Below are 24,796 nucleotides of genomic sequence, written 5' to 3' on the forward strand. Positions count from 1 at the left end.
CTGGCTTCCTCACGGCAGTTGGGCGACGAAGGACGCCGCGTTCGACACCGCACCGAAGACGCCGCCCTGCATCTTGATCATCTTGATCGCGGCGAGATGATTGCCGTAGTCGGTCGCCCCGCAGCAATCCTCCAGCATCACGCATTCGAAACCGCGGTCGTTGGCCTCGCGCATGGTGGTGTGGACGCAGACGTCGGTGGTGATGCCGGTGAGCACGATGTTTTCGATGCCGCGCTGGTTGAGGATCAACTCCAGGTCGGTGGCGCAGAACGAGCCCTTGCCCGGCTTGTCGATGATCGGCTCGCCCTCGATCGGGTAAAGGTCGGGAATGATGTCCCAGCCCGGCTCGCCGCGCACCAGGATGCGCCCGCAGGGGCCGGGGTCGCCAATGCCGGCATTGATGCGGCGCGAGCGCCAGCGCTTGTTGGCGGGCAGGTCGGCGAGGTCGGGCCGGTGGCCCTCGCGGGTGTGGATGATGGTGTAGCCTTTCGCGCGCATGGCCGACAGCACCGATTTAATCGGCTCGATCGGCGCGCGCACCAGCGAGAGGTCGTAGCCCATATGGTCGACATAGCCGCCCGGTCCGCAGAAATCGGTCTGCATGTCGATGATGATCAACGCCGTGTTGTCGGGGCGAAGTTCGCCATTGTAGGGCCATGGATACGGGTCGGCGTCGATATAGCGCTGGGTGATTTCGGCTCTGGCGTTCATGGCAAAAACTCCAGTTATTTGGTGATCGACAATTCACCCGGAGCGCCGGCAAGCGAACGGGTCGGCGACGAGGTGGCGATCATGATGATCAAGGTGAGGATGTAGGGGGCGGCGTAGAACAGGTAGTAGCCTTGCGTGACGCCGACCGACTGCAGCGCCGGTCCGAGCGCTCCGGCGCCGCCGAACAGAAGGGCGGCGGCAAAGCAGCCGAGCGGATTCCAGCGCGCGAAAATGACCAGTGCCACCGCCATCAGTCCCTGGCCAGACGAGATGCGCTCGGTCCAGCTGCCGGGATAGTAGAGCGACAGATAGGCGCCGCCGATACCGGCCAGCGCACCGCCGACACCGGTGGCGACGAGGCGCACCGTGTTCGGGTTGAGGCCCATGGCGCGCGCGGCGTCGGAACTGTCGCCGACGACGCGCACGATGAGGCCGGCGCGAGTGTTGCGGAAGGCCCACCACAGGACGAGCGAAAGTGCCGCCCCGATCAGGAACAGGACGTTGACGTCGAGCGCCGCCTGCACCTGCGGAATGTCGGACCAGGCGCCGAACGGAATGGCCGGAAGGTTGGGCGCCTTCGGCTTGATGAACGGCTTGCCGAAGAAGAAGGCGAGCCCCGAGCCGAACAGCATCAGCGCGATGCCGATGGCGATGTCGTTGACCTTCGCGAATTTGCAGATCCAGCCATGGAACAGGCCGAAGCAAAGGCCAGCGGCCGCGGCGGCCAGCAGGCCGAGCCACGGCGAGCCGGTCATCACCGCGACCGCATATGCGGTCATGGCGCCGAAGACGAGCGTGCCTTCTAGGCCAAGATTGATGCGGCCGGAACGCTCGGTGATGGCCTCGCCGAGCGAAACGAAGATAAAGGGCGTCGACACGCGGATGGCGCCGCCGAGGATGGCGAGCGGCACGCCCCAGAGGCCGATCTCGGTTGCGTCCATCAGGCAGCCCTCTGCCACAAATCGGGATTGAAGGCCTTGAAGCGGCCGTACAAGGTTTCGCTGAACAGGATGACGATGAACAGCATGCCTTGCAGCACCAGCACGGTGGCGTCGGGCAGGTCCATGCGGCGCTGGATCAGCCCGCCGGACGCGTCGATGCCGCCAAGCAGTATGGCGACCGGGATGATGGCCAGCGGGTTGTGGCGAGCAAGGAAGGCGACGAGGATGCCGGTGTAGCCATAGCCAGCGGCGAGCGAGCCGTTGGCGCTGCCTTGCACGGCCGCGACTTCCAGCATGCCGGCAAGACCGGCAAAGCCGCCGGCAAGCGCGGTAAAGCCGACGATGAGCGGTCCGACGGCCAGCCCCTGCACCTGCGCTGCCCTGACATTACCGCCGGCGATACGGGCGGCGAAGCCCCAGCGGGTCTTTTCGATCAGCACCCAGGAGAGCACGCAGGCGACGACGCCGACGGCAAGCCCCCAATGCACCTCCATGCCCGGAATGTTGCCGATGCGGTAGATGTCAGCGAGAGGCTGGGTCGAGGGCTTATTGAGCGAGGCCGGGTCGCGCAGCGGCCCTTCCACCAGCTGGTTCATCAGGGCGATGGCGATGTAGGCCATCAGCAGGCTGGAGATGGTTTCGTTGACGGCCCGGTAGTGGCGGAGCGCGCCGACGGCACCTATCCAGATGCCGCCGGCGGCCATGCCCGCCACGCCCATGGCAAGAATGACGATTGATGATGGCGCGCCGCCCAGCGCCACGCCGATGGCAGCCGCGGCGACGCCGCCGAGAACGATGGCGCCCTCGCCGCCGATGACGACGAGGCCGAGCCGCGCCGGCAGCGCCACGCAGAGCGCCGCGAGCAGCAGGGGCGCCCCCCGCGACAGCGAGTTCTGGATCGAGAACCACGAGCCGAAGCCGCCGCGCCACATGGTTTCATAGAGCTGGACCGGCGACTTGCCGACCAGCGCAATGAACAGGCTGAACAGGACCATGCCGACGACCAGCGCCGCGAGCGGAATGACAAAAGCTTCCGCCCGCCTGGCGATCCATTCGAGCGCCGCCGGATAACCCCTGGCACCGAACGTAGCCGGCGTGCCGGCACCTGCCACCGTGTCTGTCATGTTGCCGCCTCCGTCCGGTTCAGGCGGTCGAGCCGACGACGCCCTCGACGAGATAGTCCATGCTTTCGAGCTCGATGGCGGTCTCGGCGAAGGCCTGGCCTTCCGTCGCCACGACGGCGCCCTTGTTGCTCTTCAGCGGGCCCTTGATGACGGAGAACCCGCCCTTCATCATTTCGGCCAGGGTGGCGTCGAATTGCTTGCGGGCCGGCTCGCCGACGGCGGGACCGAGCGGGCTCATCTTGACGAAGCCGTCGGCCAGTCCGCCGCGGGTGAAATTGGGAAGCGGCGTGCCGGCGATGAGGTCGTCGACGAACATCTTGTAGACCTTGGCCCAGTTCCACTCGGCGCCGGTGAGGTATTTTTCCGGCGCCAGCGGGCTCTGGTTGGCGTGATAGCCGCAGACGAAGGCGCCGCGGCCGGCGGCCGTCTCGACCACCACTTTCGGGCTGTCGACATGGCAGGTGATAACGTCGGCGCCCTGGTCGACCAGGGCGTTGGTGGCTTCCGCCTCCTTGACCGCCAGCGACCACTCGCCGGTGAAGATGACCTGGCAGGTGATCGTCGGGTCGACCGAGCGTGCGCCGAGCAGGAAGGAGTTGATGTTGAGTAGCACCTGCGGGATCGGCTTGGCGGCGACGAAGCCGAGCTTTTTGCTCTTCGAGGTGTGACCGGCGACGACGCCGTTGAGATACTGGCCCATGCCGATATAGCCGAAATAGGAACCGGCATTCATCGGATGCTTGTCCTTGTTCCACATGCCGCCGCAATGGCGGAACTGCACGTCGGGGAATTTCGCGCACATGGCCAGCATGTGCGGATCGAAATAGCCGAAGGAGGTCGGGAAGATCAGCGAGGCGCCATCGAGATTGATCATCGATTCCATCGTCTTCTGGACGTCGACCGTCTCGGGAACGTTTTCCTCCTCGACGACGGAGATGCCTTCGATGCCCTTCAGCGACGCCGCCCCCTCGGCATGCGCCTGGTTGTAGCCGTAGTCATCCTTCGGGCCGACATAGATGAAGCCGACTGTGGCGGCGGCGGCGAAGGCACGGCTGATCGGTAAGGATGCCGAGGCCAGGCCGAGCGCGGCTCCCGCGGCGGAGGTCTTGAGCAGTTGGCGGCGGTTAAGCATGAATCTGTCGGTCATAGTGAATGCTCCCCTTTGGGACCCTTTTTCCGGGTCGGTTAACATGCCGTCCAGAAAGTGCATGCAATCACCGTGCCAGTTTTCGAATTGAAATTTATCCAATAAAATCAGTTATGGTATCGAAGGCTCGTGCTCACAGCAGAGGCAATTGCATGCACTTTTTGCCTTGAAAATAGCCAGTTTGACAGGCAGATTAAAATAGAGGCATAGAGGGCATATCGAGTCGAAGGACCAACGGGTCGGCCGACTCCACGAGAAGACGGGACGGAGGAAACTTGTCGGGGAAGCGCAGCTTGATCAGGTCGGGCACGACTGTTGATCAGATGGTGCGGGCGATCGGCGACCGGATCGTCACCGGCTACCTGCGCCCCGGCGAAAAGCTGGACGAGGCCTCGCTCGCCGCCCGCTTCGACGTATCACGCACTCCGGTCAGGGAGGCGCTTGGCCAGCTCAGCGCCATGGGCCTGGTCGAGAGGCGACCCAACAGGGGCGCTATTGTCGCCGTCGTGACGCAGGAGCATCTCGCCTCGATGTTCGAGAGCATGGCCGAACTCGAGGCGATCTGCGCGCGCTTCTCGGCCGAGCGCATGACCAGCAGCGAGCGCCGCGGGCTCGAGCTCGAGCACCAGGCTTCAGCGCGGATGGTTCAGCTGGGCGCCGAGGTGGACTACGAGTATTTCAACACCGAGTTCCACACCCGGCTTTATCGTGGCGCCCACAATACGCATATCCACGATCTCACTGTGATGACCCGCAGCCGGTTGGCACCCTTCCGCCGCGCGCAGTTCATGCTGCCCGGACGGCTGGCCAAATCCTGGCAGGAACACGACCTAATTGTCACCGCAATCATGCGCGGAGACAGCGTGGCTGCGGGCAAGGCCGCCAGGGACCATGTCTCTATCGTCAGCGAGGCGAGCGCGGTGTTCGCGACTGATGATCGCAAGCCAATTCGGCGGGACGTAGCCTGAAAATTTCCGGACAGCCCGAATGCCCGCAGACGATGTCTGCTTCCAGGCGGCGCAAAGTTTCGCGCCAACGGCCGAGATGAAGCGCAGAGCAGCCATTCGGTATAAGGTGACCCTATTGGCGGATGGCTGAACCAGCTTCTTGTCGACCTTGGCTAACCGCCCCGTAACCTATTGGCGGATAACTATTATTTTAGTCGCGGGGAGAAACCCTGAACTGAAAATCAGGGACTGCGCCCAGAAACGGACAGCTTTTGATCAGCCCCGGCCAGTGGCGCAAAATCGGATTTGGCCAGCACCCCAGCTATCCTGGCAAAGCCGACAAATGCCTGCCGCGCCTGATCGGTTGTCATCTGACCAGCAATCGCGGCGTTGCAGCTTCTCACTGCGCAGCTGTATACCGGTCCCCGACGGGCCCTTGGCCATTGATTCAAGAATACCAGCGCCTCCCGCACCGAGTTGATGTCGTGTATCACGTCACTGGTCTTAACCTGCACGGGGGCAAGGAAAGCCAGACTGGTCATTTGTTACCTCCCTGGGATTGCAAGGGTTGATTCAGCATCACATGACGCGGCTCTTTCGTTTGAGGCTGTCGGACGCCATTTGACCATCCTCGCTATCTGCAGAGGCCAGGGGCTCGACGAGCCCCGGCCTTTCCTTCGCGAACCTCATTTGCTGCCCTTGATTGCAATGCGTTTGGCGTTTGCCTGCGCCTTTTTGGTCTTCGGCAGCGTCACCGTGAGCACACCGTTCTTGAACGTGGCCGCCACCTTGTCGTCTTCAACCTCACGGCCGAGACTGAAGCGCCGCTCRAAACGCCCATAATAGCGTTCGCTGAACTGACGGTCCTTGTCCTCGCTCTCTGCTTTCTTCTCGCCGCGAAGCGTCAGAACACCATCATCCAGCATGACCTCGACGTCGTTTTCATCGAGGCCCGGGATTTCGGCCGTCACCCGGATTTCCTTATCGGTTTCCGAGAACTCCACGCTTGGCCAAGTGCCATTGAGAGGAGGCACGCGGCCAAGAATCGAAGGCGTGTCAAAACCGCGGAACACCTCGTCGAATAGCCGGTTGACATTACGGTGCAACGACAGGAACGGATCCATGTCGTCACTGCGATAAATGCTCGGTGCCTGGCTGCCGCCACGGCTCCAGGGAATCAAGTCACGTACGCTCATTTGTCCTTCTCCTTTCCGTTTTGTGGGTCGCACCCGGACCCCATCCACGAGGACGGGTGTCTGCTGCAGGCCGACCGCCAAAGATCAGGCCGCCGCGCTTTCAATGYSCTTGGAGGCCGCCTTCTTGTCGGTMTCGACATTAATCGCGATGCGGCGCGGCTTCATCTCCTCGGGAATCTGCTTCTTGAGGTCGATGATCAGCAGACCGTTTTCGAGCGTTGCCCCGACAATGGTCACATGGTCGGCAAGTTCGAAGCGACGCACGAACGACCTCAACGCCAAGCCATGATGGAGGTACTGAACCYCGTCGTTMTCTGTCTTGGCGCCCTCGATCAYGAGCATATTTGGCTCCTGCGTGATCGTAAGCTCGTCTTCACCGAAACCGGCGASCGCGAGGACAATGCGGTAGGTGTCTTCGCCGAGCTTGGCAATATCGTAAGGCGGCCAGCTATCCGCGTTCTGCGGGGGGCTGGCGTTTTCAAGCAGGTTGAAGATGCGGTCAAAGCCGATGCTCGACCGATAGAAGGGGGAAAAGTCCAGGTTCGTTCTCATAACTACATCCTCGTTGGAGCAACATAGATACGAGGGAACGCCAAGAAGCCTGGCGCTCCCTGACACATCGGCCCCTTACGTGGCGACCGACGAGAATGAATTGGGAATTGACTTCCGCCGCGTCAAGAGGGTCCGCCAAGGCAGTTTCGCGACCGCCTTCAAATGGCTGGGTGGCAAGCGTTCCATCGAATACCCATCTGCTCGCTGGTATTTCGAACGGAGGAAAAGGATGACCATGACACGCCAAGACGTTGTCTCGGTCCTCGGATCCATAGACGGCGTGACGATTGCGGAGATCATCGCGTCCGGTGCCTCGCTCGAGGAATTGAGAGAGGCGTGGGCCTGGGCCTTTGGTGATGAGGCGCTGATGAGCCAGGGGCGACCGCTGCCGGGAACCCGGGTAGCAGCGCTAATCGACCTTATCGAGCCCGATGACTAAGGCGACCTGGCAGATCCGGCCCAGGTGCATCCGGGCGAAGCGTGAAGATGCCGCCGGCGGCTTGCTATTCAGGCAGACGCGCTTAATCCCGCGATCCGCTTGGTAGTTTGTCTGTGCTGACCGCACCTATATGAACAGACAACGAAAAGGGACTCGGCTTTCCGCTCCCCATGCCCCGGTGACGAACCGCTTTGATGCTGCGGCGGTAGATTGCTGCCACAGTATTAACCCTGACTATCTAAAGATGGTCTACTTTGCTGATCTTCGGCCCTGTCAYCCAGTGCGGCGCTGCGGGCAGATCCTCGATGACGGCGACCCTGCGTGCCCAGATCGTAAAGGCCCTGTTCGCCGCCTCGACAGGCTTCCGGCCATCGTACGCGGAGTAGCATGCATCCGACGCCGCAGCGTGGAGGAGGCCGCGCCTTTCAAYCGGCCATTCTTCCAGAAACTCTATCGCATCCATGACACAGCCGATCTTTTGGACAACATGGCCCTCGTCTCTTACGAAAACCGGTTGTTTGAACGTCGCGCTTTCCATAGTGACCTCCCTTCAAATCATGGGGCAACCGGATCCTGCCTCACCCTGCGCGGCTCCTACAAACGAGGCCGGTGAGCTTGGCGAACGCCACGGCAAACCGCGGCGGAAACGGGATATCAAAGAGCATCGTTTCCATGCGATCCTTCCGCTCCTGCTCAACTCGACATCCGGCAAGCCGCGCTGGACACATAAAAAGATTGGAAACGCCTCTTTTCAGTTCAAGGGGAGCGGACCCGATGCCGGCAAATGAATTGTGAAGATGCCGTCTTACGCGGGCTCGCAGCACGCGGTAGTTTTCGCAGCGAGGGCATGGAGTCAACGGCGCAGTGTTCTTCGACAAAGTTCGTTCCACGATGGTCTCTGTTCCTAACAATATCCTTGGCGTCTTTGGTGTTGTCGTGACCCGGGACTCAACTGCAAAAAATTCGCGGAGTTCGGACCGAATCTCCAGACCTGAAAATCGCGCGCCCTGGCAAAATAGCTCCATAAATTCAGTCGCTAGCACTCTGAAATGCCGAGTGCCAAAATTTCTTCGGCCACCTCTTGAAACTCAAACATGCAAAACTAGGTCGATATGCGCGCGATGCCTGTAGAAGGGTCGCGGCGCCCCGCACCTCCCCGATCCGGTGTGGAGGAACTTTTAAAAATCTGTTTGTCCTGAAGGAGAACGACATGACGTTCCGTCCACTGCACGACCGTATCCTGGTTCGCCGCATCGAGGTCGAGGAGAAGACGGCCGGCGGCATCATTATTCCCGACGCTGCCAAGGCGAAGCCGCAGGAGGGCGAAGTCGATGCGAGACGTGGTCGACTAAGCGAGAGCGGTGTATAATTCGCCAGCCGGCGAGTGCCCCAACCCCGCGCCGGTCAGGCCCGGTGATCTTACCCCAACCCGCCCATGACCACCGGGCCGCCATCACGAGAAAAACCTCGCTGGTGACAAATCTATATTACATTAGAGATCACGCAATTGAGACTGAAGTCCTTGGCTTCCCGGCTCTAAAGACCCACGACCGCGCTATGGACGCCTGAAGTCGCCGTGTCTAATGCCCGGCTCGACGGACATGCTCACGGCGGCCTGCAGGCCGCTTCTTCTTCGAGTTTCCCAAGTTTTTCCCTGATCTCCTCCGGCTCGGCATGCTCTAATCCAACCACGTCGTTTCTGGTTTCCTCCAGTGAAACGATGATCTCATCGAGTTTGGCGTGGATGGCGGCGGTGTCGCGATAGCCTTGTATAAGGACGACACCAGTGATCACGATGGCGGCAACCGATAGGGCATAAGTAACCACATTTGTCAGTCCAAAGGGCACCAGGGCGGTGCACAATACCATGGCTATGAGCATCACGTAGAAACCCGGTGGCCGAGATAGAAAGTCGGCCGCCATGAAAAGGAACCGATTCATATCCTGGCCAAAGTCAACAAGGCGATCATTGGAAATCCAATTTAACGTTGAGAATGGGAAAAACGCAGGCGTAAATTCACGCTCAAACGTCCGGCGGGAGCGAGCCCGGTGGCCTGCCCATTTCCTGCGCACAAAGAACTGCCAGCCAGTCGGCCGACCTAATGCTGGCTGGTCGCCTCCGAGTGGTTGGGCTATTCGGCTGCCTGCAGATTGATTTTGTTTTCCGCCATTTCGGTGAGCTTGCGATCGGTCGCCTGCTCTTCCTTCAGGTTCTTGGCCAGCACATTGGCGCAGTCAGTACGGCCTAGCTGCTTCGCCCAGGCGATGAGCGTGCCATAACGTGTCATCTCGTAGTGCTCGACGGCCTGTGCTGATGCAATCAGCGCCGCATCGAGAACCTCCTTGTCGTCGACGTCGCCGCTCACATCGTCGGATTCCTCGAGAATGCCGTCGATTGCAGGGCAGTTGACCTCCTTGGCCTTGACGCCATGCAATTCGAACACCTGTTCGACGCGCTCGATATGGCCCCTAGTCTGGTCCAGGTGTTTTTTGAATCCGGCTTTCAATTGCGGGTCGGTTGCCTTGTCGATCATCTTCGGCAGCGCCTTTTCGATCCGCTTTTCAGCGTAATAGATGTCGCACAGCGTGTGCACGAAGAGATCGTCGAGTGTTTTGATGTCCTTCGAAAAGAAGCCCATGGCCTTGCCTTTCATTGCTCTTAATTTGATTTCGGTGGCGAGTTTACGCGCCACCCGCTAAGACCGGGATTGGCCCGGCTTGCGTGGTCAACGTGCCGATAGCGGAGGGGTTCCTCCCGGGACGAAAGGTCAGTACTTTTTTCGAAAACCTGCGATCCTCCGATAAGGAGCCTTTGTCTCGTCACACGTTAAGGGCAGCCTCCGTCTCGAAGAAAATATTCTTGGCTCATCGTCTTGCTGCTACTGTCTTCAAAGGCCGATGCGGGAGCCGAAATCATTGCCGACAGCGTCCCCAAATGGAGTTTGGTTTTTCTCAAGAACGGTTGGAACTCACGCTTACCCTTTTCGTTCAGATCGTTTCAAAAGGAGAAATGGCCATGCCACGAGGCGACAAATCGAAATACACAGAAAAGCAGGAACGCAAAGCCGACCACATTGCCGAAGGCTACGAGAAGCGTGGGGTTTCCGAGAAGGAAGCCGAGCGCCGGGCATGGGCAACTGTCAACAAGGACGATGGCGGCGGTAAGAAAGAGGGCGGCTCCGGCCGTGGCAAGCACACAGGTCATCCCGCGGCCCACAAGGGCGGTGAAGCTGGCGGCAAGGCATCCGCCGCGCGCTCTGCTGCGAGCCGCTCGCAGTCGGCGAAGAAAGCTGCGGCCACGCGCAAGCGGAATGGCGAACATCGAGCCCATTGACCGCGACTTGAACCCCTCGAAAACTCGGCGCCCCTTTGATTGACCACGCCCGATCGGTCGACGATCCAGTTCAGGCGTATTTCAAACCCAGTTCGAAAGAACCGTCTCCATCTCCACGGTCTCGACCTGCTGTGCGAACCTCTGGTGATAGACGGTGAGCAGTGCGTCATGCGTTGCATCTGAAGAACTGCACAGTGCGTCTGTGACTAGGACCACGCGATAGCCGAAATCGATGGCACCGAGCACCGTTGCCAGAACACACACATCGGTTTCGCCGCCGGTGATGACTAGCGTGTCGACGTCACGCTCCCTCAGAAAGGATTTGAGGCGACCTTCGAACCAAGGCGAGTAAATGCACTTATCGATGACGGCAGCTGGCGGGCAGTAGCTGGCCAATGTCGGCAAGAGTTCGATCATATCGGGACCGATATTCTCGACCGTCATCGATGCCCAGCGCTCGTAGTAGCGTTTCCATGTCCCCACACCCTGCCCCGGCTTCAGCGCAGGCAAAAAGCGCGTGAAGACTGTCTGCGGCGCGCGTCTCTCTACCAACCTCTCGATCTGCGGGAGTACGCGGGTGATCCAGGGAGTCGCCCAACCCGATGGCTCAGCAAACAACCGCTGCATATCAACACAGATATGCATGGATCGCTCGCCCAAGGGACCATATGCCAGACCTGGCATTGACATCAGCACCTCCCGACCAACGGTGCCTTCTTGATACTCCCCACCGCGGTCAAGGACACGAAACGTCACTTGTGCGGACTCGTTCCTAAGCCAGGTACAAGGAACCGACTCGGCGAGCCGGCGTCGCAGACGTTGTCCTGAAGGTCTGGGGCTCTGCCGGGAGGGCTAACGGGCCTGCCGCTCGCCGGGCGAAAGAGCAATACCCCTCCACGAAGCTCGCGCGACGAGGCGTCGAACCGCGGAAGCGATTTTCGGGTCGAAACGCAGTCACTTCTGGTCGATCGTCTCGACAGCGTCAAAGACCCAGTGGCCCTGCTCAATTTAGGATCGACCAGTCTGGACGCGTTGCGCTGCGTGAACTTGCTCTGCAATCTTGGCCGCCCAGTAGAAAATGCTCACTGCGACTGTCAGGAGCTGACTCGGACGACCAGCATTCTTTTATGTCATCCGCAGTAGTCGCTTCCACCTCCTGCTTGATGTCCCGCCACGACGTCAAGCCCGAACGCAGGCGCGACGCACCGAACCCGCAAAAAACCAGGCACTGACGGGACTTTGCGGGCAAGGCAGCCAACTCCTGCGCCCAGTTCGGCGACCTGCCGCTAAGGAGCTTGTTCTGCGGGTTCCGCTGCCTCTCGACATCGAGAGTGTCGCGTTTCGCTTCAGCGTGCGCGAGGACATACACGGACGGCGCGTCCCAGGCGCCGAGGGTATCTTGCCGCCTGTCATCTTGAGTGGCGACCTCGGTATGCCCTCGCCTAAATCGTACTACCGGGCGTCACCTTAGCTGGAAAAACTTCCTCAACGCCAAAGCGGGGGACCAACGAAGCCAATAGCCCCCGCCAAATCGTGTTCTACATCCCTCCGAAAAGGGTCAAATGGATTTAGCTGTCTCAGGTGACCTCAGTGCCACATCCTCTCTCTGAGCCATCTGAAAAACCTGTTTTCATTGATCGTCCGGCGCACTCTTGCAGCAGCCCATTGCCCTCGCATCGTGGTCCCGACATGACAACTGCAGACGATATCGTGCAATTGCCAATCTGTCAGGTCGAAGAAGCGCTTTGCTTCCCCATAGGTATCATTCTTCAGGCCCAGTGAACGCAGTATTGGATCCTCGAAGGCCACCGTGATCGGCGAGTTCTCACTGCGTACTGCGTCGCGGTCTTCCCCCCTCTGATGCTCAGTGCCGGTAAGCGCTCCTAGGCGCCGCTCGGGATGTTCTTCCAGCAGGTCTGCCCAGCGCTCCATGCGCTGCTGCCGGGTCATGATCGGGTATGTCGAAAAGGGTTCCACTTCTGCGATTGTCTGCAGTTGGTCCAGGGTTTGGTGTTTCATAATCGGCTCCTTTGATCGAAGTCCCCTTCCCAACAAAAATTATCGCGCCCGGACGCGCTGACAAGAGCAGGCAGACGGCATCTCAACAGACAATCGCGGTTGCCAATTTTGACTGACACTTCGCATTGTGGGGCAGTCGGAGAAAACTCCTTAGCCTCGCAGGCGGGACCGTCGATTCATCCTTCATCGTTTGGAAAAGATCGCCCTTGGCGCCCGCGCCGATGACGCGGGCTACGTGCGGCTTCAYGGCCCAGAGCGCTGGTACCGGCACGACTACGAAGACAGCTAACAGAATGGGCCGACAAAATCCGAGCCAGCGGCGCAAAGAGAGCCTGGGTTTATTTCAACAACGACTATGAGGGCTTTGCGCCGAAGAATGCCCTTGCAATGCGACGCTTGCTAAGGAAACAAACCTCAGACTGCGCTTCCCGTTGCCAATCCGGAAATCCGCCCCCGTGAGTAGCCAAAGTGCGACTGCCATGAGCCAAGGTTGCGCGCCAGGTCCGCATAATTTGCAGCGTCGCTGGACGGTTAAATGTGTGATCTAGGAAGGCGTCCTCATTCCGGACAGCACCTTCTTCTTCATCGATTATCCAGCAAACCTGCCAGGAAGGCGCGTTGAAGCGCTGCGAAATCTGAGTTCTGCACAGCGTGCTGGAAAAAGCCGCCATGATGTTGAGGATTTACTCGGGGCGGTCGCCACCATCGCTCGCACCCCTCATGTAATCGCTAACCGCAGCCATAACCGCTAGGAACGCAGCAGAGTATCTAGCGAATCCGAAGGCCTGAGCCGCCACAAGCTTTGCGCCATGCAAATGCTGACTGAAAAATTCGGAGGCTGCTTCCTGGACTTCGCCCGACGCTTTCCCGAACAGCTTACGTTCCGTTGCGGTTGGATCAAACGACCGGGCAATCACGTGGCCAATCAACAACCCTCCAACTGAACCGGCGAGCACCTTGGTCCGAGCGGCGTTGGTGACGGGCTGTCGTGAGGGTTTCGCCCTTGGAATAGTCGCCCCGCCCGGGCCATCCGGTGCCAGATGTGTTTCAGTCGCCCAAGGAAATCCATTGGGGTTCGTCGGCGGTTTGCGGCTGTCAACACTTCTTCTGCCCGCATCAAATACCGCCACCGCGCCGAGTGCTACTGCAGCCGCAGTGCCGCCGTTTTCTTTGATGGCGTCTGACACACCACTCACCGCCTCGGCTACCTTGTCCTTGGCATACCGCGTAGTCACGTCGACCAAATGCCGGGGTTGCAAGCGGCGGCTTATTTCACTGACCGGACCGAACAGGGCCTGACGTTCGGCCCTGCTTTGCGCCATGATCTCGTGGAGGTCATCGTTGTGTTGTGCCATAGCGTATCCCCTGCTTCAATGCGGCTATATCGCTTCGCACCTGATTTACGGTCTCGACGGGAGTGATGGTCCAGCCGATAAGCGCCCGCTTCGCCAGGTGAAGGGAGAGCAAACCTCCGCCAAACAAGACGATGCCAACTGCCAAGCAGGCGACTATGGGGCTGATGCCAAGATGGATCATCACCAGAATCAAGAATTGGACCATGGCAAACGATGCCAAGACAAACAGGGCAACAGCCGCTATCCCACAGGCGCCGGACGAGACGATTGTGGAAGTCTTGCTCTTCATTTCCGCCTCTAGCAGGCGCAAATCCAACCGGATCAACGATGCGAATTTTTCGAGCGCCTCGTTGACGATGCTGCCGAAGGGCCGGCGATCGATACCATCGTCCATCTAAGCAAGCCTCTCAGGAACGATCCGAGCTTCGCATGAGGCGGGTCAGCATCACGCCGGCGAGGATCCCGACTCCAAAGAACGCCGCCGGTTGGCGCTGCGCGAATTTCGTAACGGAGTCGAGCAGTTCGCCGACGTTGCGGTCTCTGACGTCGGTGGAGATTCGTTCCACACCTTCCGCTGCACTCCGCACCATGCTCGCGACCTGAGGCGATTGTTTTTCGATCCCGTCAGCGGCCTCCTTGACGGAGTGCGCGATGTTGGCAATCGCATCGGCTCCGGCAGTCTTGTTGGACTCGACCGCTTCCTTGAACGCACCAGCGGCGTCGGAAGCGACAGAGCCGGCATAGTCCTTAGCGTCGGTCGACACTGAGGCCGCAGCGCTTTTCAGGTGGGCGGCTGTCTCGGCCGCGCTCGTCTTCAATTTGCCGAGCGCCTCCTTGCTTTTGCCGGCACGGTTGGCATCAGCTTGCCATTGATTCTCGTTGGACAGACCCGATCCGAGAAAGTCGTTTGTGTCTGACGTGTTCACGATGTTTCACTCCTGTTGTGTAGAGTGGAACTTCGCCACAAGCCTGCGGTTCCTGCGTTTGCAGAATAATCCTGTTGCGCCTGCCCAGCGCCGCGAACGGCATTGGAGGCGGTCCTAACGTCTAACCAATCACCTCTGTCGGAAATGACATCGCGAGCAATCGACAAGGCTTACGCAGCGCTTTTTGCGAGCTCGCCAACTGGTGCAAATCAATCCGGGGCGGAAGGATCTAACATGAAGCGGGTATCGGCTCGCCACCGTCAATTTTTCAGAGGGAGTGCTCGACCATTCCCAGCACCAAGAAATCCTGGCCACGGAAGAGCCGTGCGTCATGCGACCGGGCTGAACGATCTGGCGCCTTTCTCGTTGGCGCACCGTCACATCTCATCAGTGGAATCATGGGGAACAAAGCTCAGCCGTCTTGGATACGTGATAGGGCCCGCGCCAAGGAGGGACCGATGGCGCGGGCCGGCCGATGTTTGCACATCAGCCTGCGACGGAGCCAAGCAGCGGCATCCGAAGCACTAATTCAACTATCCGGAATTGCTAATGTTCCGCCTTCGCGATTCTCGCCAACCAGCATTCCCTCTAACTGGCTCGCGTCACGATCGACGCGAGCCAGGCCGAAAAGCTCTACTTGCCAAGAATTATGCGCTGCTTGTCGCGATTCTGGGCATAGGTGCCCTTGTCGTAGGCGGCCTGCGCTTCGAGCTGCGCCTTCGTAAGGTTTGTATAGAGGTAGCGGTTGCCGTTCTTGTCGGTCATGAACTTCAGCTGCTCCATTCCAACCGCGACCGACTTTTCTCCGATGCCAAGGAAACCACCGACGTCGACAACGATGGCATCAACCTTCTTGTCTGTGCTCAAAACAACGTCGCCGATCTCTCCAACCTTGGCATCATCGGCGCCGTACACGGTGGTTCCGATCAAATTCTCCGCGCTGATCTTATCCGCTGGCATCTCGGTCAGCGCCGACTTGTCAATGGCGGCAGTGGCGGTGTTGTCAGTGGCAACCGCAGGCGCGGCAGTGGGGGTGGCGACTGTGTCATAGGCCTTGGTGTCGAAGTTCGCCTGGGCCTGGAGATCTTCCTTTGTTGTCTTGGCGACCAACCACCGGCTGCCGTTCTTCTCAACCCATTCAGCCTTGCTGAAATCATAAGCGACGTTCTTTTCGCCAATCCCCAGGAAGCCTCCTACACCAATGATGATGAACTTGGCTTTACCGTCCTTGGCGAGAACAATGTCATTAACGTCACCGATCTTCTCGGCATTGTCTGCAGCACTATTGTAGACCGCAGTGCCCATGATCTTGCTCACGAGGCTCCCGTCAGGGGCCATCACAGGCTCGGTTGCAGCAGCATTTTGCGTTGTGTTGGCAGGCTTTGTGGCATCTTCAGAATGGGCGCCCGATACCAGCAGGCCTGATGACAGCAGCGTGACCATGGCGGTGGTGGTCAAAAGTTTGCGGATCATGGTATGTTTCCTTGTGCGTTTCGTTGATGCACGCCGCGCTCGGCTGAACCCGTGCAAGGCGGCTGGGCGCGGCATCTATGCACAGTGACAACGAGCCTCTCGTGGACAAGTTCCGTTTCCGCAGACCTGTGGTCTGCGCGTTGATATGGATTTTCCCGAACATGCAAGTCCGGGCCGAGATCGAGTTGAGCGGCGAGCTTGCCCTACCGTGCCTTGATTGCCTTAGACTGGTGAAAGATGCTCTCGATGAGATCCTTTTCGCGGAATGGCTTGCTTAGTAGGGGACGTCCGACGGCCGATCGGCAATCGCGCTAGCATACCGCTAGCCAATCCGAGATCGGGCCGCCCTGGGCTGTGGGCCAGAACGTCTGTTTTTGCCGGCAGCAATCTTATGCAGGTCCCGCCCTCCCTTCGAACTAGGGTTTGGTCGTGGGCGCACCATCGGGGTTAGGAAACGACTGCCTGTCGGACCCGTGCGACATGCTTGATTGAACTTGCGCCGAAAGGGGCGAATGTTCGAAAAGTTCAATCTCGAGATGTTGGATCTGCCTGAGGCTTCGCTACGCGGCTCGGGGCCACTGCTTCTGTTGCATGGCCACCCCCGACCTGCATGGTGGAATCGTTCTCGATCTGTCGGCAATGAACCATACGTCATTGACCCCGTGTCCCGCGCCGCTGAAGTCGAGGGCGGTGCATTGCTTGGGCATCGAGCAAGTGGAGGCAGCAGCTAACCGGCGCATGGCAGACCTCCAGCCGATGGGCAGGCGCGGGAAACCGGAAGAGGTAGCTGCTCTTGTGTGCTTCCTCTTGTCCGATCAGGCTAGCTTTATTACTGGAAGCTACCATCTGGTGGACGGGGCTTACACCGCCCACTAGGTGGATGGTCGCGTCAAAGCGCAGAACGACGAGCAAGCGTGGCGACCCAATTGAGCTTGTCAGCCTTCTGGGTGGCCGCAATTGGTCGCTCATGCGAGAAGCCAGGTTGCTGAGCCGAGCCGCTGGACGGCGCTATACGATTACAGGCACGGCAAGCGCAACCCAACCCCTCCGCCGCTCGTTGACCCATGTTGGTTGATCCCCAGCACTCCAACCCTTAGCCCGTTGCCGAAAAGTGGCGGGCTTTTTTGTGCACAAGAAGGGAACCTGTTGCGGAAGGTGAAGTTCTGGTCATGCTTGGTCCCCTCAACCAGGCACAGAGAAAAAGGGCCCGTCACGGCTTCCTCCGTGGCGGGTCTTTTGCTTTCCTACGGCCGGGTTGCTATGCCGCGTCTAATCAACGAGCACGATGAACGGTCTGTGCTTCGGCCGTTCGTGCCAAATGACCTGTCGCAGATCGCGCATGTCGACCATCTGGCCGCAGATTGGACATTGATAGAAATTGTCCTGTTCGTCGGAACGGTCGCCCCCGTGACGCTTACCAGGAATAGGCGGTCCAAGGTCGGATAGCTTCGTCATCTCGCTCGAACATCCTGTCGCGATAAAGGTTCCGATCGGCCGCCCGGTCGATACCGCGACTTCAGGATCGGCCGTGAAGAGATTGGCGCCACGGCCGCGTAGCTTCAGCAAGATCGAGCTGTCCATGTGGCTATGAAGCCTCCCAAGCCGAGCTCGTTGTAGACATGGCCGGTCGAGCCGGGATTGATGCCCGATATGACGACAGTCGACGCGCCGCTGTTGAATGCATAGAGCACAGCGGTGATGCCGTTCGAAAACTTCCGTGCATTGTCCAACTCGCTGTGGCGCGYGCCCATGACCGCCTCGTGCAGGGCAATGCGCTGGTACGTGCTAGACAGAACCACCACGGCAGATGCAAACTTGGTAATGAGAGCCATCCGCTCAAACGTCGCTGACGTCGGGATGTTCCGTCAAATGGTCGGCGCCAGTTGGGACGGGCTAGGGTTGGCGCGGGCCAAGCGGACATCGCGATTCTGGGTATTCTGGATCAGGATACCATGAGGAAGGTAATGATTGTGGTTCAGAGTAATGGAAAACTGGCCCGGTCGCGGCCCAGACGACCACTGGCGCCAAGGATAGCGCAAAAGCCCAAGTGCGCCCAGTTGCGTGTGCGACCGCGTTGGCGACCAGATTGAACGTCTTTTCCATTTTTACGGCTCCAACGCTCCTGCCATCGGCGCCAACAACCCGTTGGACATGCAAGCGTTCCGGATGGAACCTCCGGGTTGAGCCGCACTGGACCACCACGCTCTGTAGCCGAAGCGGTTAGCGCATTCTTGCGAACGTATTGACGGGCTTAGTCCATGATTGCCCGGCGCCGCCGTTCGTTAATAGCCCCCTATGATCGGCAGGATCTCTCCGGTGATGTAGCTCGAACATTGCGGCGATGCCAGAAAGACATAGGCCGGTGCGATTTCTTCCGGCTGTGCTGGGCGCTTCATGGGTGTTTTCGCGCCGAACTGCGAGACATCGTCAGCCTGCTTTTCAGACGGGTTGAGCGGTGTCCACACCGGCCCCGGAGCGACTGCATTGACGCGAATGCCTTTGCCGATAAGGTTGCCTGACAGGGCCCTCGTGAAGGCGTGAATACCGCCCTTGGTCATCGAGTAGTCGATCAGTTCTTTCGACCCGTCTATTCCGGTTATGGACCCCGTGTTGACGATCGCCGAGCCGGCCTTCATATACGCCACCGCCTCTTGGGCCATGTGGAAATAGCCGTAGAGGTTGGTCTTCAAGGTGGTGTCGAAATGCTCCTCAGTCAGGTCGGCAAAATCCGTTGAATGCACCTGGAATGCTGCGTTGTTTACGAGCACGTCGAGCCCTCCCAGTTGCTTGACCGTGTTGGCCACAGCTTTGCGGCAGAAGTTTCGGTCCGCGACATCTCCTCGGATGGTGATGCAGCGGCCGCCTTCGCTTTCCACCGACTGCTTCGTTACCTCGGCGTCGCCATCCTCCGACAGATAGACGATCGCAATGTCTGCGCCTTCGCGTGCGAACAGGACGGCGACCGCACGCCCAATACCGGAATCACCTCCGGTGACCAGCGCCACCTTGCCCTCGAGCTTGCCAGAGCCGCGCCAGAACGGTGCATCGTATAGCGGAGCTGGCTTGATCTCTGCTTCATGGCCGGGTTTCGGATGATGCTGCTTTGGAAACGGCGGCGCCGGGTACTTTCGCGCGCCGGCCTGCATCGCGCCGACGGGTGTCGATTTTGGTTTCATTCGATCGTCGGCGTCGACCTTACGCTGTATGCGCCGCTGCTTTCGCACGGTCGTCGAAGTGTCGGTTTTCGTGTCGCTCGGCATCGATGTCTCCTCGGTTGCAAAGGAACAACGTGCGTTTAAGGAAAAAGTTGGCTGTGCTGACTGGAAAAAAGCTCGCTGAGTGCCCGTCACTTGCAGCCTGTCTAAGCGAGCCTAGAAGCCCGCCGCGTAGCCAAAAAGAGGGATGCAACCAAAACCGATTTCCGTCTGCCTTTCGCAGCCCGGGAGCGACAGCGCGCTCGGACCGGTGTCTTCATGGCCGGTAGAGCTCAAGTACCCAAACCATTCAGCCTCGAAGACCTTGCGGAAAGGTGCGGGCAATTCATGGCCGATCCCTCTTTCTACCGCCCGGCGACACCTGGCCAGGAGGGTTCTGACCGTCTGACTGGTGCGTCCGGTCATCCACTTCATCCGCAGGGCGCGTTAGTCCAACCCCTGTCTTGGGCTTCTTGTTGCCAGCCGCGTCCTGGGAGAATGCATCGGACGGGTCGGCACCGGTCTTGGCCGGATATTTTGTTGCACCGGTTTCGCGACGGTTTTGATTGCCAGACATTGTTGTCGATCTCCCGTGTGATGACCGATAACAGCCCCGCTCGCTATCAGTTCCGCCTGAAATGGAACATTCCTTGCGGCCGGTCGTTGGCCAGCAAAGGAGGCAACCGGAATGGCGAAGATCAAGAATCTCAACGATGCAATTGTCAAAGAGCCGGAGGCGGCCGGCGCCAAAATCGAGCGAAAAACCCCAAGCGGCGAAGGCGCGGGTCACGGGCAGTCCAGCCCCGAGACAGCTGGCGCACCGCCTAAAAACCCTCTCGCAGACCCCTTCCCGGCCAGACAGAGCGACGCTCGGCCCATGGTCGGCAAGACCTCTCGCCCGACCGGCAGACCCGGAGCGTAGCCATGCAGCCCAAACGTGAGCCGAGCGAAGAACCGCCGGTGGATGCGCCGACCTGGACACCTGACGTGCGAGAGCCCGACCCGGATCTTTTGCCCGATGAGCTGCCAATGCCTAACCCCGATGAGAACCGTGATCCTCCAATGCGAGCTGCGACATGAGGGAAGATGACATTCGCAACGGGGGTTGCCTCTGTGGTGCGATTCGCTTCTCGGTCAAAGGCGTTCCGCTCCGCGTTGGCCTTTGCCATTGTCAGGATTGCAGACGTGCAAGCGGCAGTGCTTTCAACTTCTTTGGAGTCTGGCCGCGATCTTCCTATGAGGGAGCCGGCGAACTCAAGACGTTTGAAGGAAGAAGCTTTTGCCCCGATTGCGGATTTCGTGTCGCTTCATTACGAGGTGACGAGGCGGAGATATCGCTCGGCGCTCTCGATCTTGCTCCCGGCGACATCATACCCGGCTACGAACTCTGGATCGGCCGGCGCGAACCTTGGTTGATGGATCTGCAGTGGGCCGAGCAGTTCGAACATGACCGAGAGCCCCACGCCATCGACGCGCCGCCACCGGAACCGGAAATTCCAGCCCCGCAGCAGCAACCGGACAAATGATTTTGCGCCGCTCGGCGGATGCCAGGACACCTTCATGCTGGCCGCAAAACGAGCGCTTCACTTTTGCAAGATCTGTTCAAACGTGCACTGCTCCGGACTCTTGTCGGGCCGCCATCGAAGGAATTTGGTGCCGTGCCGGAAGCGATCGCCGGTCACGTGATCGAAACGCACCTCTGCGACCAACTCTGGCCGCAATGGCTCCCACTGTCCGCTTCTTTCCGTGTTCCAGCGGCTGGGGCCGCCGGGCGCCTTGCCTGTAAACCCAGGAGGCGCTCGCAAAGCCTCAAGTCGTCGCGTTAGCGTTGTCCGGTCTTGCTGCGCGATTGTCGATGTAAATCCCACATGGTCTAGTTTGCCCTGATCATTGTAGAGGCCAAGCAATAAGGAGCCGACCTCGCGCGAGTTCGCAAGGTAGCGAAACCCTCCGACCACGCAATCAGCAGTGCGTAGGGGTTTGATCTTGAGCATGGTGCGCTCACCGGGCCGATATTCGTCATTGAGCAGCTTGGCCACGACGCCGTCCGTTGACCCCTGCCCCGAGTCGCCGAGCCACTTCGTTGCAGTCGCCAAATCCTGGGTGCAGCTCGACAACTCAAGGCCGATACTTTCAACCGACTTTACGAACGCTTCCAGCGCTATGCGCCGGACCTGCAAAGGCTGATGTATCAAGCTGGCACCGGAACCGGCCAGCATATCAAACAAGATCAGTCTGGCCGGGGTTTCCATCGACAGTTTTCGAATCCTGCTTTCTGCCGGATGCAGCCGCATCTGGAGCGCGTCAAAGGAAAGCGAGCCATCGACTTCGATAACGATCTCGCCATCGACGACGAATTCCCTGGCTTTTAGCTCACGCAACATCGAGACGACTTCCGGAAAATATCTGCCGAGCGGCTTGCCTGATTTTGCTCGCAAGTCCACCTCATCGCCAGCTTTGAAGGCCAGACAGCGAAACCCGTCCCATTTGGGTTCGTACTGCCATTGGCCGGTGTTAGCAGGCAACGCGTCGGCAGCCTTTGCCTCCATCGGCGCAGTATCCAACGGAAGGCGAAAAGGCGGCGGCTTCACATTTCTCGATGTCATGCGGCGAGCTTTGCTGAACCCATCCGTTTGATGGCACTGCTGATCGACCGTTCGCCATCATCATAGTCCGCCCAAGCGACGGTCTTATTCAGGAGGCCCGGCACGGTGCGGACGGTATATCTTTTCGGATCGAGATCCGCCCTCACCTGCCCCCATGTCAGCGGCATCGATACCGGCGCACCCTCTCTGGCACGGGGCGACAGCGGTGCAACGGCTGTCGCCATGCGATCATTTCGAAGGTAGTCGAGAAAGATCCGAGAGGTCCGCAACTTCTTGGCCATGTTTACGAGATAGAGGTCTGGACGGTCCGCCGCCATTTGCATGCACACCGCCTTCGCGAAGGCCTTGGCCTCTGGCCATGTCGTTTTGTTGCGCGGGGCGGCCAATGGGGTGACAACGTGCAGGCCCTTGCCGCCCGTCGTCTTGCAAAAGCTCACCAAGCCCAGATCTTCGAGACGATCGCGCATTTCCTTCGCTGCGGCTACCACCTCGGCAAAGGCAACCTCCGGACCGGGATCGAGGTCGAAGACAAGTCGCCCGGGAATTTCAGGATGATCGGGCTGGCAATTCCAGGGATGCAGCTCGAGGCCTCCGATCTGAGCGATCGCAGCCAGGCCCTCAACGCGGTCAATCTGCAGATATGGCTTGTGGTCGCCGAAGACTGTCACCAGTTCCAGCAGATTCGACGTGCCTGGCATTGCGTGGCGCTGGAAGAACTGCTCGCCGGCGTATCCATCAGGGGCTCGGACAAGCGAACAGGGGCGACCTTTGAGATGTTTGATCATCCAGGGGCCAATGGCCTCAAAGTACTCTGCAAGATCGAGCTTGGTGACCGGGTGGCCATCATCGCCGGCATTCGGCCACAGCGGCTTGTCAGGCTTGGAGATGATGACACCCAGGACGACCGGGCTTTTCCCACTCCGGGCAGTAGCCTTGGCGGGTTCGGCAATCTGCGTCGCTTGAGGATCGGCGGGTCTCTCGGCCTCAACCTCTTTCGCGGGCTTGTCTTCGCGCAAGCCTTTGAAGGCGGCCTGTCTGACATTGCCGCCGCCAGTCCAGCCGGCGAATTCGATTTCCGCAACCAGTTCGGGCTTTGTCCAAAAGACGGTTGAATCCTTTTTTGGCGCGCCATCGCCAGTGAATGGCGACTTGACCGCCTGCATCTCCTTCAGCTTCGGCAGCAGTTGCTTGATCTTTGCCTCGCTGTATCCGGTTCCGACACGACCGATGTAAGCGAAATGCTCGCCCCGATTGACGCCGACCAGCAACGACCGGAATTTGCCGTTGGTGGTGGCCCAGCCGCCGATGACGACCTCATGTCCGGCGCGGCATTTCGATTTTGCCCAGGTGTCGGTCCTACCCGAGACATAGGTTGCATGAGCCTTTTTGGAGATGATGCCTTCAAGCGACAGACGACAGGCGGAGCGCAGCACCGCATCGCCGCCGTTGGTGAAGTGTTCCACATAGCGGATAAGGTTGTCCTCGCCGCGATCGACCTTACCGAGCATCGCGCTCAGCTGCTCCTTACGTTCCAAGAGAGGCAGCTTTCGCAGATCAACGCCGTTGGCGAATAACAGATCAAAGGCAAAGAAGATGAGATCGTTTGTTCGGCGCTCGGACAAGGCAGCTTGCATGGCGGCAAAATCGGGAGCACCATTCTCGCCGAGCGCAACAATCTCGCCATCGATGATGCCATCGGGAAGGCTGGCCGCCTCCTTTGCGATGGCACCAAACTTCTCCGTCCAATCCAGGCCTTTTCTGGTCTTCAACGTGGTGGCGTTATCCTCGACACGCAGCTGGACGCGGTAGCCGTCGAACTTGATTTCATGGACCCAATTCGCTCCCGCTGGGGGCCGGGAAACAGTCTGGCACAGCTGCGGTGCGATGAAGTCGGGCATTTCCGCCGCTGAAGCACGAGAAGCTCGTTTGGGGCGCGGAGATGGCTTTGACGCTTTGACAGCGCGCTCGTCAGCAGCATGGCCGCGATTGCTGTCCCACACGGCATCCGCATCGGCCACCTCTGAGCCTTGCATCATGAATGGCTTCGGTCCGACACCCTTTCCTGCGGCAATCTTGTCCATGCTTCGTCCAGAGGCGACGGATCGGTCCTGCGCCAGCACCGCGTCGCCATTGCCATCGGTCGCGTATTTGTCGCGATGCTTGATCAGCAGCCAGTTGGTGCGTTTACCGCCATTGCGATCATGCTTCATGCGCACAAGGACAAAACTTCCGTGCAGGCGCTTACCGTCGAGCGTGAACTTAAGATCGCCTTTTTCCAAAGCCTGTTCAGCTGACATAGAGCCTTCCGGCTCCCAGTATCCCCGATCCCACAGCTGCACGGTGCCACCGCCATATTGGCCCTTGGGGATGGTGCCTTCGAAGTCGCCATAGCCTAGCGGATGGTCCTCCACCTCGACTGCGAGACGTTTGTCGTGAGGGTCCAGCGACGGTCCCTTGGTAACGGCCCACGACTTGAACACACCATCAAGTTCAAGGCGAAGATCGTAGTGCAGCCGCGTGGCCGCGTGTTTCTGAATGACAAATCGAAGCCGGTTAGATTTCGCGATCGTGCTTTCGCCGCTGGGTTCTTCCGTCTTGGTGAAATCCCGCTTGGCCCTATAGGTGGAAAGCTCGCCCTTTGTCATGGAAATTCCCCGGCTGATGTCGCAACGCGAGTCTCAACGCCGTGAGCGAGATTTTGTTCGGCTAACGCTGGAATCAGACGATCAAAACCTTCGACTTAACAATTGCGATCCCCGCATCCCAAACCGCGAGTTCTGCGTCGGTTGCAACACTGTCGGGAAGGAACAGGCCCAGTCGAGATCAAACCTT

31 protein-coding genes and 1 pseudogene are annotated in these 24,796 nt (G+C 59.4%); 9 read left to right on the forward strand and 23 right to left on the reverse strand.

Going from position 1 to position 24,796, the window contains the following annotated elements:
- Positions 1-9: 9 nt before the first annotated feature.
- From biuH to AC1DZP_RS32430, 4 genes are read right to left on the reverse strand one after another with little or no spacing between them, the layout of a single operon-like run.
- Complete coding sequence (gene biuH / locus AC1DZP_RS32415) at positions 10-711, reverse strand: biuret amidohydrolase (RefSeq protein WP_203277336.1); 702 nt, start codon at positions 709-711, stop codon at positions 10-12.
- 14 nt (positions 712-725) lie between these two features.
- The gene (locus AC1DZP_RS32420) at positions 726-1,652 is read right to left on the reverse strand and encodes an ABC transporter permease (RefSeq protein WP_477226529.1); all 927 of its coding nucleotides are present in this window, start codon (positions 1,650-1,652) and stop codon (positions 726-728) included.
- A complete protein-coding gene (locus AC1DZP_RS32425) occupies positions 1,652-2,776 on the reverse strand; it encodes an ABC transporter permease (protein WP_477226528.1) in 1,125 nt (374 codons plus the stop codon). Before AC1DZP_RS32425 ends, AC1DZP_RS32420 begins: the two co-directional genes overlap by 1 nt.
- 19 nt (positions 2,777-2,795) lie before the next feature.
- The gene (locus AC1DZP_RS32430; RefSeq protein ID WP_477308036.1) at positions 2,796-3,923 is read right to left on the reverse strand and encodes a BMP family ABC transporter substrate-binding protein; all 1,128 of its coding nucleotides are present in this window, start codon (positions 3,921-3,923) and stop codon (positions 2,796-2,798) included.
- Between the two features lie 293 nt (positions 3,924-4,216).
- Here AC1DZP_RS32430 and AC1DZP_RS32435 point away from each other — a divergent pair, with 293 nt between their 5' ends.
- Positions 4,217-4,891 carry a GntR family transcriptional regulator gene (locus AC1DZP_RS32435; RefSeq protein WP_477308038.1) on the forward strand — a complete coding sequence of 225 codons (675 nt, stop codon included), beginning with the start codon at positions 4,217-4,219 and terminating at the stop codon, positions 4,889-4,891.
- Positions 4,892-5,112: 221 nt separating this feature from the next.
- On the opposite strand, the gene AC1DZP_RS32440 is transcribed toward AC1DZP_RS32435, so the two are convergent.
- The 3 genes from AC1DZP_RS32440 to AC1DZP_RS32450 all read right to left on the reverse strand — a co-directional run bounded on the left by AC1DZP_RS32440 (position 5,113) and on the right by AC1DZP_RS32450 (position 6,618).
- The gene (locus AC1DZP_RS32440; RefSeq protein ID WP_192259614.1) at positions 5,113-5,412 is read right to left on the reverse strand and encodes a DUF982 domain-containing protein; all 300 of its coding nucleotides are present in this window, start codon (positions 5,410-5,412) and stop codon (positions 5,113-5,115) included.
- 144 nt (positions 5,413-5,556) lie between these two features.
- Positions 5,557-6,066, reverse strand: a complete 510-nt coding sequence (locus AC1DZP_RS32445; RefSeq protein WP_477226525.1) for an Hsp20/alpha crystallin family protein — start codon at positions 6,064-6,066, stop codon at positions 5,557-5,559.
- 84 nt (positions 6,067-6,150) lie between these two features.
- Positions 6,151-6,618: an Hsp20 family protein gene (locus AC1DZP_RS32450; RefSeq protein WP_477308040.1), complete on the reverse strand. Its 468-nt coding sequence runs from the start codon at positions 6,616-6,618 to the stop codon at positions 6,151-6,153.
- A 229-nt stretch (positions 6,619-6,847) separates the two neighbouring features.
- Here AC1DZP_RS32450 and AC1DZP_RS32455 point away from each other — a divergent pair, with 229 nt between their 5' ends.
- Entirely contained in the window at positions 6,848-7,057 is a 210-nt protein-coding gene (locus AC1DZP_RS32455; RefSeq protein ID WP_477227062.1) for a hypothetical protein, read from the forward strand.
- A gap of 238 nt (positions 7,058-7,295) precedes the next feature.
- Here AC1DZP_RS32455 and AC1DZP_RS32460 read toward each other — a convergent pair whose 3' ends face one another.
- Positions 7,296-7,595, reverse strand: a complete 300-nt coding sequence (locus AC1DZP_RS32460; protein ID WP_477308042.1) for a DUF982 domain-containing protein — start codon at positions 7,593-7,595, stop codon at positions 7,296-7,298.
- Here AC1DZP_RS32460 and AC1DZP_RS32465 point away from each other — a divergent pair.
- Positions 7,576-7,845: a hypothetical protein gene (locus AC1DZP_RS32465; RefSeq protein WP_477308109.1), complete on the forward strand. Its 270-nt coding sequence runs from the start codon at positions 7,576-7,578 to the stop codon at positions 7,843-7,845. The genes AC1DZP_RS32460 and AC1DZP_RS32465 overlap by 20 nt on opposite strands.
- A 422-nt stretch (positions 7,846-8,267) precedes the next feature.
- A pseudogene (locus AC1DZP_RS32470) lies at positions 8,268-8,393 on the forward strand (co-chaperone GroES); the annotation flags it as partial.
- 269 nt (positions 8,394-8,662) lie between these two features.
- Here the strand turns inward: AC1DZP_RS32470 and AC1DZP_RS32475 are convergent.
- Both AC1DZP_RS32475 and AC1DZP_RS32480 read right to left on the reverse strand, forming a co-directional pair.
- Complete coding sequence (locus AC1DZP_RS32475) at positions 8,663-8,998, reverse strand: low affinity iron permease family protein (protein ID WP_477226457.1); 336 nt, start codon at positions 8,996-8,998, stop codon at positions 8,663-8,665.
- A 191-nt stretch (positions 8,999-9,189) separates the two neighbouring features.
- Positions 9,190-9,696, reverse strand: a complete 507-nt coding sequence (locus AC1DZP_RS32480) for a YciE/YciF ferroxidase family protein (RefSeq protein ID WP_477308044.1) — start codon at positions 9,694-9,696, stop codon at positions 9,190-9,192.
- 377 nt (positions 9,697-10,073) lie between these two features.
- Here AC1DZP_RS32480 and AC1DZP_RS32485 point away from each other — a divergent pair, with 377 nt between their 5' ends.
- A complete protein-coding gene (locus AC1DZP_RS32485) occupies positions 10,074-10,391 on the forward strand; it encodes a plasmid stabilization protein (protein WP_477227061.1) in 318 nt (105 codons plus the stop codon).
- Between the two features lie 81 nt (positions 10,392-10,472).
- Here AC1DZP_RS32485 and AC1DZP_RS32490 read toward each other — a convergent pair whose 3' ends face one another.
- Positions 10,473-11,081: a cysteine hydrolase family protein gene (locus AC1DZP_RS32490; protein ID WP_477308046.1), complete on the reverse strand. Its 609-nt coding sequence runs from the start codon at positions 11,079-11,081 to the stop codon at positions 10,473-10,475.
- Between the two features lie 897 nt (positions 11,082-11,978).
- Complete coding sequence (locus AC1DZP_RS32495) at positions 11,979-12,410, reverse strand: hypothetical protein (RefSeq protein ID WP_477308048.1); 432 nt, start codon at positions 12,408-12,410, stop codon at positions 11,979-11,981.
- A 306-nt stretch (positions 12,411-12,716) separates the two neighbouring features.
- Here AC1DZP_RS32495 and AC1DZP_RS32500 point away from each other — a divergent pair, with 306 nt between their 5' ends.
- Complete coding sequence (locus tag AC1DZP_RS32500) at positions 12,717-12,869, forward strand: hypothetical protein (RefSeq protein ID WP_477308103.1); 153 nt, start codon at positions 12,717-12,719, stop codon at positions 12,867-12,869.
- Positions 12,870-13,093: 224 nt separating this feature from the next.
- Here AC1DZP_RS32500 and AC1DZP_RS32505 read toward each other — a convergent pair whose 3' ends face one another.
- From AC1DZP_RS32505 to AC1DZP_RS32520, 4 genes are all read right to left on the reverse strand, one after another.
- Positions 13,094-13,765 (reverse strand): hypothetical protein, encoded by a 672-nt coding sequence (locus AC1DZP_RS32505; protein WP_477308050.1) that lies wholly within the window; start codon positions 13,763-13,765, stop codon positions 13,094-13,096.
- On the reverse strand, positions 13,746-14,159 hold the full coding sequence (locus AC1DZP_RS32510) for a phage holin family protein (RefSeq protein ID WP_477226452.1): 414 nt from the start codon (positions 14,157-14,159) through the stop codon (positions 13,746-13,748). The genes AC1DZP_RS32505 and AC1DZP_RS32510 overlap by 20 nt, the downstream gene beginning before the upstream one ends.
- A gap of 13 nt (positions 14,160-14,172) precedes the next feature.
- Entirely contained in the window at positions 14,173-14,691 is a 519-nt protein-coding gene (locus tag AC1DZP_RS32515; protein ID WP_477226451.1) for a hypothetical protein, read from the reverse strand.
- A gap of 633 nt (positions 14,692-15,324) precedes the next feature.
- Entirely contained in the window at positions 15,325-16,164 is an 840-nt protein-coding gene (locus tag AC1DZP_RS32520) for a PRC-barrel domain-containing protein (RefSeq protein ID WP_477308052.1), read from the reverse strand.
- A gap of 639 nt (positions 16,165-16,803) precedes the next feature.
- Between AC1DZP_RS32520 and AC1DZP_RS32525 the strand changes: the two genes are divergently transcribed.
- Positions 16,804-17,040, forward strand: a complete 237-nt coding sequence (locus tag AC1DZP_RS32525; RefSeq protein ID WP_477308105.1) for an SDR family oxidoreductase — start codon at positions 16,804-16,806, stop codon at positions 17,038-17,040.
- A 393-nt stretch (positions 17,041-17,433) separates the two neighbouring features.
- On the opposite strand, the gene AC1DZP_RS32530 is transcribed toward AC1DZP_RS32525, so the two are convergent.
- From AC1DZP_RS32530 to AC1DZP_RS32550, 5 genes are all read right to left on the reverse strand, one after another.
- Positions 17,434-17,745: a hypothetical protein gene (locus AC1DZP_RS32530; protein ID WP_477308053.1), complete on the reverse strand. Its 312-nt coding sequence runs from the start codon at positions 17,743-17,745 to the stop codon at positions 17,434-17,436.
- Positions 17,724-17,915: a hypothetical protein gene (locus AC1DZP_RS32535; RefSeq protein WP_477308055.1), complete on the reverse strand. Its 192-nt coding sequence runs from the start codon at positions 17,913-17,915 to the stop codon at positions 17,724-17,726. The genes AC1DZP_RS32530 and AC1DZP_RS32535 overlap by 22 nt, the downstream gene beginning before the upstream one ends.
- 142 nt (positions 17,916-18,057) lie before the next feature.
- A complete protein-coding gene (locus AC1DZP_RS32540; RefSeq protein WP_477228097.1) occupies positions 18,058-18,267 on the reverse strand; it encodes a low affinity iron permease family protein in 210 nt (69 codons plus the stop codon).
- 179 nt (positions 18,268-18,446) lie between these two features.
- Positions 18,447-19,424: an SDR family oxidoreductase gene (locus tag AC1DZP_RS32545; protein ID WP_477308057.1), complete on the reverse strand. Its 978-nt coding sequence runs from the start codon at positions 19,422-19,424 to the stop codon at positions 18,447-18,449.
- Positions 19,425-19,535: 111 nt separating this feature from the next.
- A complete protein-coding gene (locus AC1DZP_RS32550) occupies positions 19,536-19,784 on the reverse strand; it encodes a hypothetical protein (protein ID WP_477308059.1) in 249 nt (82 codons plus the stop codon).
- Between the two features lie 262 nt (positions 19,785-20,046).
- On the opposite strand from AC1DZP_RS32550, the gene AC1DZP_RS32555 reads away from it, so the two are divergent.
- Complete coding sequence (locus AC1DZP_RS32555) at positions 20,047-20,280, forward strand: hypothetical protein (protein WP_477308061.1); 234 nt, start codon at positions 20,047-20,049, stop codon at positions 20,278-20,280.
- A gap of 154 nt (positions 20,281-20,434) precedes the next feature.
- On the forward strand, positions 20,435-20,884 hold the full coding sequence (locus tag AC1DZP_RS32560; protein ID WP_477308063.1) for a GFA family protein: 450 nt from the start codon (positions 20,435-20,437) through the stop codon (positions 20,882-20,884).
- A 57-nt stretch (positions 20,885-20,941) separates the two neighbouring features.
- Here the strand turns inward: AC1DZP_RS32560 and AC1DZP_RS32565 are convergent, their stop codons facing one another.
- Both AC1DZP_RS32565 and ligD read right to left on the reverse strand, forming a co-directional pair.
- Positions 20,942-21,964: an ATP-dependent DNA ligase gene (locus tag AC1DZP_RS32565; protein WP_477308065.1), complete on the reverse strand. Its 1,023-nt coding sequence runs from the start codon at positions 21,962-21,964 to the stop codon at positions 20,942-20,944.
- Complete coding sequence (gene ligD, locus AC1DZP_RS32570) at positions 21,961-24,609, reverse strand: DNA ligase D (RefSeq protein ID WP_477308067.1); 2,649 nt, start codon at positions 24,607-24,609, stop codon at positions 21,961-21,963. The genes AC1DZP_RS32565 and ligD overlap by 4 nt, the downstream gene beginning before the upstream one ends.
- Positions 24,610-24,796 lie beyond the last annotated feature (187 nt).

The sequence above is a fragment of the Mesorhizobium sp. P2_F8 genome, assembly GCF_056403655.1.

Coding starts and splice junctions, on each gene's coding strand:
- AC1DZP_RS32550 (WP_477308059.1), bottom strand. CDS start 19,784: ATGACCGGACGCACCAGTCAGACGGTCAGAACCCTCCTGGCCAGGTGT.
- AC1DZP_RS32505 (WP_477308050.1), bottom strand. CDS start 13,765: ATGGCACAACACAACGATGACCTCCACGAGATCATGGCGCAAAGCAGG.
- AC1DZP_RS32560 (WP_477308063.1), top strand. CDS start 20,435: ATGAGGGAAGATGACATTCGCAACGGGGGTTGCCTCTGTGGTGCGATT.
- AC1DZP_RS32420 (WP_477226529.1), bottom strand. CDS start 1,652: ATGGACGCAACCGAGATCGGCCTCTGGGGCGTGCCGCTCGCCATCCTC.
- AC1DZP_RS32495 (WP_477308048.1), bottom strand. CDS start 12,410: ATGAAACACCAAACCCTGGACCAACTGCAGACAATCGCAGAAGTGGAA.
- AC1DZP_RS32475 (WP_477226457.1), bottom strand. CDS start 8,998: ATGAATCGGTTCCTTTTCATGGCGGCCGACTTTCTATCTCGGCCACCG.
- ligD (WP_477308067.1), bottom strand. CDS start 24,609: ATGACAAAGGGCGAGCTTTCCACCTATAGGGCCAAGCGGGATTTCACC.
- AC1DZP_RS32525 (WP_477308105.1), top strand. CDS start 16,804: ATGAACCATACGTCATTGACCCCGTGTCCCGCGCCGCTGAAGTCGAGG.
- AC1DZP_RS32540 (WP_477228097.1), bottom strand. CDS start 18,267: ATGGAAAAGACGTTCAATCTGGTCGCCAACGCGGTCGCACACGCAACT.
- AC1DZP_RS32440 (WP_192259614.1), bottom strand. CDS start 5,412: ATGACCAGTCTGGCTTTCCTTGCCCCCGTGCAGGTTAAGACCAGTGAC.
- AC1DZP_RS32490 (WP_477308046.1), bottom strand. CDS start 11,081: ATGTCAATGCCAGGTCTGGCATATGGTCCCTTGGGCGAGCGATCCATG.
- AC1DZP_RS32480 (WP_477308044.1), bottom strand. CDS start 9,696: ATGGGCTTCTTTTCGAAGGACATCAAAACACTCGACGATCTCTTCGTG.
- AC1DZP_RS32530 (WP_477308053.1), bottom strand. CDS start 17,745: ATGGACAGCTCGATCTTGCTGAAGCTACGCGGCCGTGGCGCCAATCTC.
- AC1DZP_RS32565 (WP_477308065.1), bottom strand. CDS start 21,964: ATGACATCGAGAAATGTGAAGCCGCCGCCTTTTCGCCTTCCGTTGGAT.
- AC1DZP_RS32520 (WP_477308052.1), bottom strand. CDS start 16,164: ATGATCCGCAAACTTTTGACCACCACCGCCATGGTCACGCTGCTGTCA.
- AC1DZP_RS32485 (WP_477227061.1), top strand. CDS start 10,074: ATGCCACGAGGCGACAAATCGAAATACACAGAAAAGCAGGAACGCAAA.
- AC1DZP_RS32455 (WP_477227062.1), top strand. CDS start 6,848: ATGACCATGACACGCCAAGACGTTGTCTCGGTCCTCGGATCCATAGAC.
- AC1DZP_RS32430 (WP_477308036.1), bottom strand. CDS start 3,923: ATGACCGACAGATTCATGCTTAACCGCCGCCAACTGCTCAAGACCTCC.
- AC1DZP_RS32555 (WP_477308061.1), top strand. CDS start 20,047: ATGGCGAAGATCAAGAATCTCAACGATGCAATTGTCAAAGAGCCGGAG.
- biuH (WP_203277336.1), bottom strand. CDS start 711: ATGAACGCCAGAGCCGAAATCACCCAGCGCTATATCGACGCCGACCCG.
- AC1DZP_RS32510 (WP_477226452.1), bottom strand. CDS start 14,159: ATGGACGATGGTATCGATCGCCGGCCCTTCGGCAGCATCGTCAACGAG.
- AC1DZP_RS32545 (WP_477308057.1), bottom strand. CDS start 19,424: ATGCCGAGCGACACGAAAACCGACACTTCGACGACCGTGCGAAAGCAG.
- AC1DZP_RS32425 (WP_477226528.1), bottom strand. CDS start 2,776: ATGACAGACACGGTGGCAGGTGCCGGCACGCCGGCTACGTTCGGTGCC.